The sequence below is a fragment of the Pseudomonas sp. RGM2987 genome, assembly GCF_022952855.1.
GTDB lineage: Bacteria > Pseudomonadota > Gammaproteobacteria > Pseudomonadales > Pseudomonadaceae > Aquipseudomonas.
In genome coordinates this window covers 26,735-39,776 of sequence record NZ_JALJDX010000210.1, presented here as the reverse complement: position 1 = coordinate 39,776, position 13,042 = coordinate 26,735, and the positions used below count along the sequence as shown (strand labels likewise).

Here is a 13,042-nt window from a genome sequence, read left to right as displayed (position 1 = left end):
CAAAGGTAAATGGTGTCCGCGAGTCGCGTGAGTCAACTCAGAGGATTTGTCCCTGACTAGCATGATCACAATTTTCGTTGGCAAGGCTCTGCCTCCGTTGCGGTTGTAGTTTGCAGGCCTCGGTTGTTGCACGCGCTACTGCTCCGATTTTGGCCGTAGCTAGCGTGAGCAGAGCTCAATGAACGTGTGTCTGTTGATGCTGACCTCGGATTGACCCAGGTGCCGACGCAAGGCTGCCCCATCTCCAAAACTGCAAAAGTCGAGTAAAGACAATGATTCACGCAGAGTCAGATTGGCTCCGTAAATTTCGGCAACCGGGTCAATCCGGCATCGGCGCCAACAGTCTGACCCGCCCTTTTTCTTTACAGGCTTCATCCCTTTGGCTAGAGGCGGGTAGCCTGATACCAGTCGACACCAAAACTATCCTGACTTTTCATAACTCGCCCCGAAACAATCAGATAATTTAGATTGGCAAGGCTTTCTCCAGTCGCCATCGTCAACAGAATACCATCCGACATAGTAATTTCTCGGCCGAATAGGCATTGAAACACGTCAATAGATCGACGTGGCAGTCTGAGAAAAAGCAACAAGTCTGAAAAAAGATGGTATTGAATATTCAACAGATTTTCTAAACGTGCATGAAGACCGTTAAAGCATTCATTGTGCGCAGGAAGAACGAGGACATTGTCGAAGACCATTCGCTTGATTTTGTACAGAGTCATCATCCATCCTCCCATGGGGTTCGACTCAGGATTATGTGATGGAACGGACACGTTAGAGGTAATACGGGGCAGCACTTGGTCGCCTGAGATAAAAAGCTTAAGCTGTTGGCAATACAGGCAGGCGTGTTCAACTGTATGACCTTGCCCGACAATCACCTGCCAATCGTTGCCCCCAATGAGGATCTGTTCGCCATCCGCAAGTTGCCTAAACGTGGAGGGCAAGGGATGCACCATACTCTTGAACGCACCATAGTTATTTTGTAGGTTACTTAGCGCTTCTTGATTCCAGCCGGCTCGGTGGTAGAACCCAACTTTCTCCGCTAGCATAGTTTCTTCAAGCATTAGCAGGTCCTGGCAACCGCGATACTCGCCTCCGGTCATCCGCAACTGACAATTGAAGCGTTTAACCAGCCAACCTGCCATACCGATGTGGTCAGCGTGCATATGAGTGACGATCACCGTAGTAATCTGCTCACCTTTAAGTACGTCGTGTAGGATCATCTCCCAAGTAGCTTCAGCAACGTCGTTAAACATTCCTGTGTCAACCACAACCCAGCCATTATCGTCCCGGATTAGCCAAAGATTTACGTGATCTAATCTGAACGGAAGAGGCATACGGATCCACAGAACTCCTGGTATCACTTCGGTAACCGAGCCGCGCTCTGGCTTCTGAAACGGATACTCCAAATCGACCGTGCTCATATGTTCCTCTACTCAGTACTTTGACAATGGTGTCGAATTAGCTCGACCCTTCAGAAGTCACGATGGCAAATATCTCAGCTCAACTGATTTAGCAATGCAGACTTAATTTCCGCCACCCAACTCTCGGATGCAACTGATCGAGATAGGAGCCCTACCCCCAACATCGCGGCGAAGTGAACCAGGGCTTGTTCACGGCATCTTTCTGCTTCCTGCTCTTGGGCCGCCCCCACAAACATGGACAATATGGATTGAACTCCCACACGATAAACCTGAGAAAACGATTTATCGTGAGATGCATCAGATGCGTCCCGACTGAACGCACCTATAGAGCAATTGCCTTTTTCAGACAACGAAAGATATTGACTAATTAGGTAACGATAAGGATTTCTAGCGGCACGTTGCGCTCGCGCGATTTGCTCCTCGCAGGCATCTTGCGTCTGACGAAATGATCTTGCGCACGCTTCGGCCGCGAGCATCTCCTTTGATCGGAAGTACTTATAAAAACCTCCCGGTGTCATGTCTATTTCGGCCATGATCTTGTTCAGACTCACTTCGTGTACGCCGTATTGGCGAAACAAATCGGATGCCGCCTCCACGATATGCTCACGCGTAATGTCTGATTTTTTGCTTGTGTGCTTAGCCATTCTGCCACTCCTAGTATTCACCAGGTTCGAGTGATGTAGCTTTGCTTCGATTTTTTCAGCCGCCGGGACACAGCAATGCTCTGGTTTCGCTTGCCGATCACACGCCTCTGCCACAACCGCTCTAGTCGAAGCGCTGATGCTTCGCTCACGCTCCATGCTCCGATCAGCAGTTTCTTTCCTGCTGCCAACGCATCCGGCGACTGCTGCTGAAACTCATGGCAAAGATTAATAGCGGCCCCGAGTGGATCATCAGCAACATGCGTAACAAGCCCAAGAACCTTGGCGTCTAATGCACTTATCGTTCGTCCTGAGAATGTCAGTTCCATGGCTATATCCTTGGGTAAGACCTCTCTTAGAAGTACCGTACCGCCCATGTCGGGCACCAATCCCCAGTTGGACTCCATGATCGACAACTGCGAGGTCGGCGCTGCAATGCGAATGTCAGCGCCGAGCGCAATTTGGAGACCTGCTCCAAAGCAATTTCCGTGTATCGCCGCAACAACCGGAACACTCAAAGAACGCCATACCAATGATACTTTTTGGTATCGATTCATGGTCGGTTTCCAAAGAGGTAGAAACGCCCTCAACTTCTTCCACCATCCACCCGTCATGATGTCTTTGAGGTCCATCCCAGACGAAAATGAAGGGCCATTTCCGGTTACTATCACTGAGCGAATGTCTGGATCATTTTTCAGATACTCCGCGCAAGCAATCAACTCACCAAGCATCTGGGCATTTATAGAGTTGTGCTTATCGGGGCGGTTAAGCGTAACGGTCGCAATGACGCCTTGATAGCTCAACTCGACAAATTTCCAAGTCACAGAATCGCTCCTCATAACCTTCTACAAAATGGTGAATCGCCATTCACCGGACCCCTGACTGCCGCAGTCCAGCGGTGGTGTAGTCGCTCTCTTTCTGCTTGATATCGAAATTCCAGGCATGCTTTTCTTCATTCTTCATGCCCATTACCAGATAACGACCCGAAGCCAGATCGTAAAGCGCGTCCAATGTGTAAGACGGCAACTGCTGGTGGTAATAGAACTGCGCATGCCCCTCGGCAACGCGCCACAGAGCATCCCGTCCGTCATAGTGATCAACGGTTGCGATCAACCAACTGTCTTCATCGATGTATAAGTCGCGCTTGGCATAGATATGCCGCGCACCCGGTTTCAACGTCGCCGTCACGTGCCACACCCGGTGCAATTCGTAACGCGCCAAATCCTGGTTGATATGGCCTGGCCGGATAATGTCTTCGTACTTGAGCTTTGGAGAGTCAAGCCGGTAGCTGTTGGTCGCAATAAAAAGCGATTTCTTCCCCTCAAGCTTCCAGTCGTATCGATCCAACGCGCCATTAAACATGTCTAGATTATCGGCAGTACGCAGACCGTCGGAGGCAGTACCTGGGCCGTCGTATGCCACTTGCGGCGCACGCCTGACACGACGTTGGCCAGCGTTGTATATCCAGGCTTGTCGAGGGTTATCAACCTGGTTCAAGTAGTCATGAACCAATAGCACGTTGCCTGCTAACCGTGCCGGCGCTGTCACGACTTGCTTGTAATACTGAAGCTCACCATTCGGCTTGCTCATTCCATAAAACGGCAGCACCTGGTCTTCAAATTGAACCGGTACAAACCCGCCGTTTTGTTGCGGTGTGGCCTGCACGACGAATCGGCTGAAGCCATGACCTCTGTAAGCCGTCAAATGGTTCCAAATCACTTCCTGCCCAGTTTCAGGGATTGGAAACGGCACGCCTCCAGCATAGTTCTCTAAGCCATTCCCACCCTCGACCAGCTTGACCTTAGTCGCATTGGCGCGCGTCATCTCCAGCCATTCAGCAGGAAAGTTGGCCGTGCGGTGCGTCGGGTAAACCGGCATCTTGTAGGTTTCTGGATAACGCTTGAAAAGCGCCAGTTGCCCAGGCGTGATATGGTCCTTGTATTGCGCGGCGGTGGCCGCAGTAATCACAAGTAAGGGCTTCTCGTTAGAGAAAGGATCCGCGAGAAAGCCTTTGTCATCTACCGCACCCGCATTGGTTGAAAGACCGCCCTGCCACTGTGGAATACCGAGCCCTGCATCGCCTGATTTCTCGGCTCCGACTGGCGTGAGTGCAGCTCCAAGCTCACTCGCTTTTTCTGCCGTTACAGCAGAAAAAGCCAGCGGGCAAAATAAAGTGGACATGAGCATTGCCCCTGCCAGCGAAGCGCGAAATGCCCCACTCAACACCTGTGATTTTTCTATCAGTACATTCATGTCTGACACACCTCTCTTTTATTTTTATTGTTCAAAGCATGGTTAAAAAAATGGGCCGACTTAGAGGCGTGGCACCTGGTCAGCCCCAAAAATCCTGTGTTCGATTAAACAGCTCGCGCCACAGGAAAACTGCCCTCACACCACCTCGAATAGCGCCGCAGCCCCCATACCGCCACCGATGCACATCGCGACGACCACGAATTTCGCTCCGCGGCGCTTTCCTTCAATCAGCGCATGGCCTACCAAACGGGAGCCTGTCATACCGTATGGGTGACCAATCGAAATGCTGCCCCCGTTGACGTTATAGATCTGCGGGTCAATCCCGAGCTTGTCGCGGCAATACAACACTTGGCAGGCGAACGCTTCATTCAGCTCCCACAAACCGATATCCGACACCTTCAAACCGTGCCGTTTAAGCAGCTTTGGAATCGCGTATACAGGACCTATGCCCATCTCCTCTGGTGCGCATCCAGCAACCGTCATGCCGCGATAGATACCCAGTGGCTCCAAACCACGGCGCTCGGCAAAGCGAGCCTCGGTCAACACACAAGCCGAGGCCCCATCAGATAGCTGGCTGGCATTGCCGCCGGTAATCAGGCCGCCTTCGACAACGGGTTTGAGCTGAGAGAGACCTTCATAGGTCGTGTCAGGGCGATTGCCCTCGTCCTTGCTGAGAAGGATGTCGCGGAAACTGATTTCGCCAGTTTCCTTGTCCTGCAATTTCATGCATGCCTGAAACGGTGCTATCTCGTCGCCGAATAGCCCAAGCTCCTGAGCGCGGGCTGTGCGCAACTGCGACTCCAGGGAGTAGCGATCCTGCACCTCGCGCGAGATGCCGTATTTCTTCGCCACAAATTCGGCCGTGTGAAGCATCGGCATATAGGCGCTCTGAACCATTGCGACTACATTCGGGTCAGCCTCCTGCGCAACCCACCCGAAGTAGTTGTTTTGAACCGCTGAAATGTTGTCCTGACCACCAGCAATGGCAGCCTCCATACCGTCAAAGGTGATTTGTTTAGCTGCGGTAGCAATGGCCATCAGACCGGATGAACACTGGCGGTCCATCGTTTGCGCAGGAACAGTAACGGGCAATCCAGCAGCGAAAACAGCGAGGCGCGCAACGTTGCCACCCGCAGTACCAGCAGCGAGAACAGTGCCGATTACCGCGTCCTCAAACACCTCACCTTCAAGGCCGGAGCGTTCGACAGCATGACGAATTGCATGAGCCATGAGAGTGGGTGACTTGGTGTCATTGAGCGCGCCCCGAAAGGCGCGGCCAATGGGTGTACGGGCAGTGGAGACGATGACTGCTTCACGCATGATGAAATTCTCTTGGCTTAGGCCGTTGGAAGCACGACGCCAAGGGCGTCTGCTGCTTTGCGAACGAATCGCATGGTTTGGGCGGTAGCACCTTCGAGAGCTATCTGCCCTTCGATCGCGGCGATCTCGTTGAATCGCTGGGCTATGACCTCTGGAGTTCGCTCCTGCTCGTGCAAGAACAAACCCTCAGTCTCATAGAGATTGCTGCACGCGAAGACCCCTGCGCCCGCACCCAGAGTCACCTTGGAAGGAGCAGATTCGCTGGCGAGATAAAGCAAACCGGGGGTGATGGTTTCGGGTGCCAGAAGCGGCATCACTGAAAGCGGAATAAGGCCTTCGGTCATTCGAGTTGCTGCCGTCGGCGCCAACACGTTTACGCGGATGTCATTCTTCACACCTTCCAGGTGCAGCACGTTCATCAGCCCCAGCATGGCTGCTTTCGCGGCGCCATAGTTGGACTGGCCGAAATTGCCATACAAACCCGACGCAGAGGACGTGAGCACAATGCGGCCGTAGTTCTGCGCACGCATGAGGTCCCACACGGCTTTGGTGCAGTTCACCGTTCCGCGAAGGTGTACGTCGACGACTTTCCAGAAGTCATCCAACGAGCCTTTTGCAAACGTGGAGTCACGCAGAATACCCGCGTTGTTAATGAGGACATCAACGCGCCCCCACTTCTCAACCGCCTGCGTCACCATCTCTTCAACTTCTTCGTTGTTGGCGACGTTGGCACCATTGGCGAAGGCCTCACCACCAGCAGCACGAATCTCTTCAACCACGGCTTGCGCAGCAGCAGAGTTCGCCCCACTACCGTCACAGGAGCCACCAAGGTCGTTGATTACAACTTTGGCCCCCCGTGCCGCTAAGCCCAGAGCGTGTGAACGCCCTAGCCCATTACCAGCCCCAGTAACAATTGCTACACGGCCGTCAAATCGAATCGTCATTTCATTTTCCTCGAATTCAAACCAGAACGATGCTGATCCACTCAGCTATCAGCGCAGGCTTGTCCTCACCCTCGATCTCAACAGTGATATTGGTGATGATCTGGTAGCGGCCAGGGCCTGTTTCGCCGAATTCTGCAATGACGAATTTGGCTCGTACTTTCTTGCCGCTGCGCACAGGGGACAAAAAGCGAATCTTGTTGTAGCCGTAGTTGATGCTGGCCTTCATTCCTTCCAACGCTGGCAGGGTCTTTTCAATCATCGAAGGCAGCATGGAGAGCGTCAGAAGGCCGTGAGCAATGGTGCCGCCAAATGGGGAATTCTTGGCCTTCTCAATGTCAACGTGAATGAACTGACGATCCTCAGTGACTTCCGCAAATGCGCTGATTCTTTCCTGGTCCAAGCTGAGCCAGGGAGAGGGTTCGAGATCTTTGCCGACAAGCCCACGCAGCTCATCAGCGGTTACGGTTTTGTTGTGCATATCGATGCTCATCAACGAGTAGTGGAGAAGCCGCCATCGAGAGGGATGATCGCGCCAGTGATGTAGGCCGAAGCGGCCGATGACAGGAAGATGGTTGTGCCAGCGGCATCTGACTCCGAACCGGTGCGACGGCGAGGAATGACTTTGATGATTTCATCGCCTTTTACCTTGAGCATGTGCTCCGTCATCTTTGTCTCGAACGGCCCAGGGGCAATCGCATTGACGTTGATGTTTGCCGTCGACAGATGCTTGGCGAGATGCCGGGTCAAGTGATGAACGGCCGCTTTGCTGGCCGAGTACGAGTAGTTACCAAAATCTGGACTGGTCATCCCATCGACTGAGCCGATGTTGATGACGCGAGCTGGGTCGACATCGGTACCAGCGGCCTGAAGCGCGGTGCCAAGTGCCTGGGTGAGGAAAAAGATGGACTTCAAGTTCAAATCCATCACTTTGTCCCAGCCGCTCTCTGGGAACTCGCCGAAGTTCGCGCCCCAACTGGCTCCAGCGTTGTTCACTAGAATGTGCAGCTTCGGTTCACGGCGAAGGATCTCTCCAGCCAGCTTGCTCAGTTGCTCCTGGTCGGCCAGGTCAGCGGCGATGCCGACGGCCTCGCCATATTGTTTCAGTTCCTCCTCAGCTGCCGCGCAAGCTTCAGCTTTACGTGACACGACATAGGTTTTAACGCCGGCCTGCACCAAGCCTTTGGCGATCATGAATCCGATGCCACGGGTTCCGCCAGTGACCAACGCAACCTTGCCGCTGATATTGAAAAGCTCGTTCGTAGAAGTCATGTTGGGTTCTCGTTTATTAGTTAACTGGATAGGCCGTCAACGCCCGCTCGATCTCGGCAGAGGCCTTTAAACGAGCGATACGCAATGCGACTTCCGGTAGCAGATATGCGAAATAAAACTCTGCTTCTGCGCGTTTCGCGGCGGGATCTACAGGTAGATCTGGGGATTTCAACGCGCCGAGCACCCGCAGCCACATGGTCGACATGACCGCATGACCAATAATCCAGAGGAATTCGCGCGCACACTGCAGGGCCGCGAAGCGCGAAGACTGCATGTCTGCTTTGAGCAGAGTGATTGCCTCCTCCAGTTGGTCGAGAGTGTTTCGGGTCAGCTCGGTATAGGTATCCGATTCCTGAATATCTGGAAGCGCGGTGATTTGTTCGCGCAACCAATACAGGACTGCATCTACGGATTGAGTGCGGCCATCGTCCAAACGGCGTAACACCAGATCAAGCGCCTGAACGTCGTTGGTGCCTTCGTAAATAGGCAAGATCTGGACATCTCGCAGTAAAGCTTCAACGCCGGTATCGCGTATGTAGCCGTGCCCGCCGTGTGTCTGCATCGAGGCGGTAGCCACCTCGACACCAATCTCACTGCACACGGCTTTGGACACCGACATCAGAACGGGCAAAAGCACATTCGCAGTCATGACCTGCACACCGTCTTCTGAATACGTCTGCTCATTCACCAGCGCTGCAGTAACAGCCAGCATCCGAGCAGATGCAGTCAGCGTGCGCATCCGAACTATTTCACGACGAATGTTTGGATGATCAGTAATGCGGATAGCACCTTTGGTGCCCCCCACGAGATCTCGCCCTTGCACCCGCTCACAGGCATAGCTGACAGCCTTTTGGGTAGCCATTTCAGCAACTCCAATTGCCTGAAATGGCGTACCCAGGCGAGCCAGCTTCATCATGTTGAACATGCCGAAGAGGCCCTCACCTGGTTTACCTACAATCCAGGCTTGGGCGTTTTCGAACAGTAACTCGCTGGTAGCCGAAGCATGGATGCCGAGCTTTTCTTCCACGCGAGAACAAACCACGCCGTTAGCTTCAACCCACTGGCCATCAGCACTGGGTTTGCGCTTTGGAACGATGAAGAGCCCCAAGCCAGCTAAACCAGCAGGCCCTCCCTGAACCCGCGCCAGTACGAGATGCACAATGTTGCTGGTGAGGTCGTGATCGCCACCGGTAATGAAGATCTTTGTTCCCGAAACGCGATACGTACCATCTCCCGCGTCAGTTGCCGCGGTGCGAATCAGCGAGAGGTCAGTACCGCACTGCGGTTCGGTCAGGCACATCGTGCCATTCCATTCGCCGCTGCCGATCTTGCTGAGGTATGTCTCCTTCAAATAGTCGGAGCCTAGCTGCTTAAGAACGGCGTAAACGCCAAGACGAATCGCTGTGTAGAGCGAGAAAGCCATCGCACCGCTACTTAACACTTCGTCGCATGCAAAGCCGAATGTCAGCGGTAAACCTTGGCCTCCGTCCTCCTTCGCCGTGTGCATCCCTCCCCATCCATCGGCAACGAAAGCTCGATAGGCGTCCTTGTACCCCTCAGGCGCCTTAACACCCTCAGCGGTGACACGGCAGCCAGAGCTATCAGCCGAAGATGCAATGGGAAGTAAGCGGTCATTCACGAAGCTGCCGAGACTTTCTAAGAGCACTCCCAGCGTTTCGGTCGAAGCGTCGTCATTGGCGATGAAATCGAACTCCTTGGCCAGCACGTGGCTGGCAAGGAACTGATATTCCCCTACCGGGGCTTTGTAGGTAGTCATTGGACTAACCTCACTCGCCGGTGAATTTCAGGGTGCCTTTAAGCAGAGAGTCGGCACCTTCAGTGGCAAACGTGTTGACTGCATCCATCATGTCGCGGGTCGCAAAGGTGGCCGGCCCTGACTCGATTACACGCTGATCAGCTGCTGACTGACCAAAGCCGACTGCGGTATTGATAAGGTGCTTGGAGGCTGCATAGGCAACAGTTGGGCCATTGGCTAACTTCATCGCGTAAGCGCGCGCTTTAGCTTCGACTTCAGCATCAGGGATGATTCGGTTGATCAAGCCCCAATCGAGCATGGTTTTAGCATCGTAAATACCGGCTGAGAAAACCATCTCTTTCGCGCGTGCAAGTCCTACTCGGGCGACCAGTCGTTGTGCCCCGCCGAGCAATGTAGTGGTACCAATACGAGCCTCCACCTGGCCGAAGTTTGCGCCCTCTCCGGCAAAGATGATGTCGTGGATTTGAGCCATCTCGCAGCCGCCGCCCAGACACATACCGCGCACGGCTACAACTGTTGGAAACGGTAGATTCTCGAAACGCTGCATCTCTGGAATAGAGCGGCTCAACATGCGCCGAGCAAAGTTTGCGTCCTGGCCCACGAAGTTTTCGATGATGTGAGCGCCGGCGCAGAAGTGGTCGCCTTCAGCCAAAGTCAAAAAGGCACGCGCTTTGTTTTCAATTGCCTGTTCCACTGCATCCATCAAGCCGCGAAACGAATTGAAAGTGAGAAGATTCATCGGGCCGTCGCAGAAGGTTGCGATTGCCAGCGGGCCATCCATTTCAAATTTAACGGTCATGTTTCATCTCCTACTTGAGTTTTTATCGGCAAGCCGATTGCGCTCCCCGCATTTGCGAGGTTTTTTTACTGTGGTGAGTTCATCAGAAAGGTGGCTTACAACCGACTCATGCCACGCCTCGGCCCTGAGCGTTCCAATACGGTTCGCGAATCAGGCGTCGAAGTACTTTACCGGTCGCGTTGCGGGGTAAATCGCTTGCGAAATCGACGGTCTTCGGTACCTTGAAACTAGCCACCTTGCCCTTGACGTATGCAATGAGTTCATCGGATGTAAGGACGGCATCAGGCTTGAGCACCGCTACCGCTTTGACTGCCTCTCCCCACTGCTCATCGGGCACGCCAATAATCGCAACGTCCTGGATCGCAGGGTGGCTATAGAGAATGTTTTCGACCTCGGCGGGATATACGTTCTCACCGCCAGTAATGATCATGTCGCGCTTACGGTCGTAGATGAACAGATAGCCGCTCGCGTCTAAATAGCCCATGTCCCCGGTATAGAACCAGCCATCCTGAATAGCGGCCAACGTTTCCGTTGGTCGCTTCCAATAGCCTTTCATCACCTGTGAAGACCGGCAGGTGATCTCTCCGATTTCGCCTGGTGGTAGAGGCAATCCATATGGATCTACAACGCGAAGCTCAACCGATGCAGTAGCAGCGCCGCATGAAAGCGCCAAATCGGCGTTGCCGGAAACGATGGAGTGATGGTCTTCAGGCGATAAATAGGTGATCGGCCCAGAGGTTTCGGTGAGGCCATAAAGCTGACCAAATCCACTGTTCGGCAGTGCTTCCATGGCGTGCCGTAGCAGACTGGTTGCCATCGGCGCAGCGCCATACAGAATGGTTTTGAGGCTCTTGCACGCCAGCCCTGTTTTTTCCATTGCCGCGAGCAATCCACGAATCATGACAGGCACCATCAGCGTCAATGTGACGTGCTCTTTATCAATGGTCGCTGCTATCTCAGCTGGCACAAACTCGCTGGTCACAATGACACGCGAGCCCATAGCCAATCCGTAGATGCCCAGCATTGCACCTGCGACATGAGCGTGCGGCAAACAGAGGAGAACAACATCATCTGAGCTAATGTCGCCGCAGGGACTGCGTTCACCTGTAGTGAGAGACGATAGAGGCGCGAGAAAGAGATTATCGCTGGTTAAACGAACTCCCTTAGGAGTGCCGGTCGTACCACTGGTGTAGATCTGAAGGCAGTCGTCGGACGGCAGCATTTTAGACTCAACCGCAATCGCCGAATGTTCATCCCGCCATCGCGCGTAGGCGCTGCCGGTTACGAAAAAATGCTCAACGAAGGTCAACTGGGTTTTAATTTCCTCGATAAGTCCCTCAAATGAGGGTCCTACGAACAGCACGCGAGGAAGGCAATCGGAAAGCACCTGAAGAACCTCAGGTGCAGAAAGGCGGCTGTTCAGCGGAGTCAGCACAAGATTGGCACGGGCCGAACCCAGCCAAATCTCGTAGAACTGGTCGCTACTGTTATCCAAAATGGCGATGCGCTCTTGATCGGTCACACCCAAGGACATCAATCCATTGGCAACCTGGTTAGCGCGATAATCTAGCTCGTGAACACTCGTCTTCCGGTCGCCGAATACCAAGGCGGTTTGATCGGGACGCGTCTTGGCCGTTGCGCGAGCAACATTGGCCAGAGTCAACTCAGCCATCGAAAAGTCTCCAGAAGCGCCCTGATTATTTTTGGGTGGCGCTTTCGAGACCGATGCTAGGTGATATCTAAAATCAACAACGTCTTCCAGAAGACAATGTTTTGGATATTTGCTCGCAGAGCCAATTACTGATCAGAGAGATCATCTCGACTGTGGCGTTGGTGCTCACTGATGTAACGCTTCAGGCCCTCGGGATCCCTTACGACCACCCTGCCGTACTCGGTTTCGATGAGTTTTAGCTTGCGCAGTTCCTGCACTACTCGATTAACGTTTTGCCTAGCGCTCCCCACCATCAAGCCTAAATCGGCTTGTGACAGAGACAAATCAGCACCATCAGGCGATGCCCCAATCATTTTTGAGAGCCAAAAAACACGGGATGCAACGCGAGCGGCTAGAGGCTGCGTGAGCAGTTCCTCGAGGAGCTTTAGGGTACTGCGCAAACGCCGGCTGCTCTGGGCAGAGATCGCAGCCTCAATTTCTGGATGTGCTGTGCGCAGGGCCGCGAAATCCTTGATTGACCAAGCTCTCGCGGTAACCTCCCCTCTCGCCAGTATGGTCACCGAATAGGGGTCATCCTCAACCACTGAACTGTCCCCGACCAAATCCCCTGAGCGGTAGATATACATGAGGACTTCTTGGCCATCCGGGGTAAGGATGCATTGCCTGATTTCACCGGTGATGATCTGAAAAACATCGGTCACAACGTCACCTTGCGCATAGATGGTGCAGCCATCAGCGAAGACTTTGATGCGCGCTTTGTCTATCAGTGCCTTACGTACGCTAGCGCTAAGATCCTCAACCCAGTTGAAGCCACTCATTTTTATTGTTCTCCTCGGCTAATCGATTGATGTTCACAACAACCAAGCAGGCACTTGAGATGTATAGAACGTTATCCGACGCTTACGTTGCGAGCTAAGCTCGGACTGTACACAGTTAATACCAA

At 53.4% G+C, this 13,042-nt stretch carries 12 protein-coding genes; all 12 read right to left on the bottom strand.

Annotated elements, in window-relative coordinates; translation table 11 throughout:
- Positions 1 to 383: 383 nt before the first annotated feature.
- Positions 384 to 1,424: an MBL fold metallo-hydrolase gene (locus tag RGM2987_RS19045; protein WP_245144229.1), complete on the bottom strand. Its 1,041-nt coding sequence runs from the start codon at positions 1,422 to 1,424 to the stop codon at positions 384 to 386.
- Between the two features lie 74 nt (positions 1,425 to 1,498).
- Positions 1,499 to 2,068: a TetR/AcrR family transcriptional regulator gene (locus RGM2987_RS19040; RefSeq protein ID WP_245144226.1), complete on the bottom strand. Its 570-nt coding sequence runs from the start codon at positions 2,066 to 2,068 to the stop codon at positions 1,499 to 1,501.
- A 17-nt stretch (positions 2,069 to 2,085) separates the two neighbouring features.
- Positions 2,086 to 2,889 carry a crotonase/enoyl-CoA hydratase family protein gene (locus tag RGM2987_RS19035; RefSeq protein ID WP_245144223.1) on the bottom strand — a complete coding sequence of 268 codons (804 nt, stop codon included), beginning with the start codon at positions 2,887 to 2,889 and terminating at the stop codon, positions 2,086 to 2,088.
- A gap of 43 nt (positions 2,890 to 2,932) precedes the next feature.
- The gene (locus RGM2987_RS19030) at positions 2,933 to 4,252 is read right to left on the bottom strand and encodes a DUF1329 domain-containing protein (protein ID WP_245144304.1); all 1,320 of its coding nucleotides are present in this window, start codon (positions 4,250 to 4,252) and stop codon (positions 2,933 to 2,935) included.
- A 201-nt stretch (positions 4,253 to 4,453) separates the two neighbouring features.
- A complete protein-coding gene (locus RGM2987_RS19025; RefSeq protein WP_245144221.1) occupies positions 4,454 to 5,638 on the bottom strand; it encodes an acetyl-CoA C-acyltransferase in 1,185 nt (394 codons plus the stop codon).
- Between the two features lie 17 nt (positions 5,639 to 5,655).
- A complete protein-coding gene (locus tag RGM2987_RS19020; RefSeq protein WP_245144220.1) occupies positions 5,656 to 6,582 on the bottom strand; it encodes an SDR family NAD(P)-dependent oxidoreductase in 927 nt (308 codons plus the stop codon).
- 16 nt (positions 6,583 to 6,598) lie between these two features.
- The gene (locus RGM2987_RS19015; RefSeq protein WP_245144219.1) at positions 6,599 to 7,060 is read right to left on the bottom strand and encodes a MaoC family dehydratase; all 462 of its coding nucleotides are present in this window, start codon (positions 7,058 to 7,060) and stop codon (positions 6,599 to 6,601) included.
- Between the two features lie 11 nt (positions 7,061 to 7,071).
- Positions 7,072 to 7,851, bottom strand: a complete 780-nt coding sequence (locus RGM2987_RS19010) for an SDR family NAD(P)-dependent oxidoreductase (RefSeq protein WP_245144218.1) — start codon at positions 7,849 to 7,851, stop codon at positions 7,072 to 7,074.
- Between the two features lie 16 nt (positions 7,852 to 7,867).
- Entirely contained in the window at positions 7,868 to 9,628 is a 1,761-nt protein-coding gene (locus tag RGM2987_RS19005) for an acyl-CoA dehydrogenase family protein (protein ID WP_245144217.1), read from the bottom strand.
- A gap of 10 nt (positions 9,629 to 9,638) precedes the next feature.
- Positions 9,639 to 10,427 (bottom strand): enoyl-CoA hydratase/isomerase family protein, encoded by a 789-nt coding sequence (locus RGM2987_RS19000; protein ID WP_245144216.1) that lies wholly within the window; start codon positions 10,425 to 10,427, stop codon positions 9,639 to 9,641.
- 106 nt (positions 10,428 to 10,533) lie between these two features.
- Positions 10,534 to 12,099, bottom strand: coding sequence for a long-chain-fatty-acid--CoA ligase (locus tag RGM2987_RS18995; protein ID WP_245144215.1), 1,566 nt, complete (start codon positions 12,097 to 12,099; stop codon positions 10,534 to 10,536).
- A gap of 125 nt (positions 12,100 to 12,224) precedes the next feature.
- Positions 12,225 to 12,917 (bottom strand): Crp/Fnr family transcriptional regulator, encoded by a 693-nt coding sequence (locus RGM2987_RS18990; RefSeq protein ID WP_245144214.1) that lies wholly within the window; start codon positions 12,915 to 12,917, stop codon positions 12,225 to 12,227.
- Positions 12,918 to 13,042 lie beyond the last annotated feature (125 nt).

What these genes read in the sequence shown, in the direction of transcription:
- RGM2987_RS19045 (WP_245144229.1), bottom strand. Translation starts at nt 1,424, where the DNA reads ATGAGCACGGTCGATTTGGAGTATCCGTTTCAGAAGCCAGAGCGCGGC.
- RGM2987_RS19040 (WP_245144226.1), bottom strand. Translation starts at nt 2,068, where the DNA reads ATGGCTAAGCACACAAGCAAAAAATCAGACATTACGCGTGAGCATATC.
- RGM2987_RS19030 (WP_245144304.1), bottom strand. Translation starts at nt 4,252, where the DNA reads ATGCTCATGTCCACTTTATTTTGCCCGCTGGCTTTTTCTGCTGTAACG.
- RGM2987_RS19025 (WP_245144221.1), bottom strand. Translation starts at nt 5,638, where the DNA reads ATGCGTGAAGCAGTCATCGTCTCCACTGCCCGTACACCCATTGGCCGC.
- RGM2987_RS19020 (WP_245144220.1), bottom strand. Translation starts at nt 6,582, where the DNA reads ATGACGATTCGATTTGACGGCCGTGTAGCAATTGTTACTGGGGCTGGT.
- RGM2987_RS19015 (WP_245144219.1), bottom strand. Translation starts at nt 7,060, where the DNA reads ATGCACAACAAAACCGTAACCGCTGATGAGCTGCGTGGGCTTGTCGGC.
- RGM2987_RS19010 (WP_245144218.1), bottom strand. Translation starts at nt 7,851, where the DNA reads ATGACTTCTACGAACGAGCTTTTCAATATCAGCGGCAAGGTTGCGTTG.
- RGM2987_RS19005 (WP_245144217.1), bottom strand. Translation starts at nt 9,628, where the DNA reads ATGACTACCTACAAAGCCCCGGTAGGGGAATATCAGTTCCTTGCCAGC.
- RGM2987_RS19000 (WP_245144216.1), bottom strand. Translation starts at nt 10,427, where the DNA reads ATGACCGTTAAATTTGAAATGGATGGCCCGCTGGCAATCGCAACCTTC.
- RGM2987_RS18995 (WP_245144215.1), bottom strand. Translation starts at nt 12,099, where the DNA reads ATGGCTGAGTTGACTCTGGCCAATGTTGCTCGCGCAACGGCCAAGACG.
- RGM2987_RS18990 (WP_245144214.1), bottom strand. Translation starts at nt 12,917, where the DNA reads ATGAGTGGCTTCAACTGGGTTGAGGATCTTAGCGCTAGCGTACGTAAG.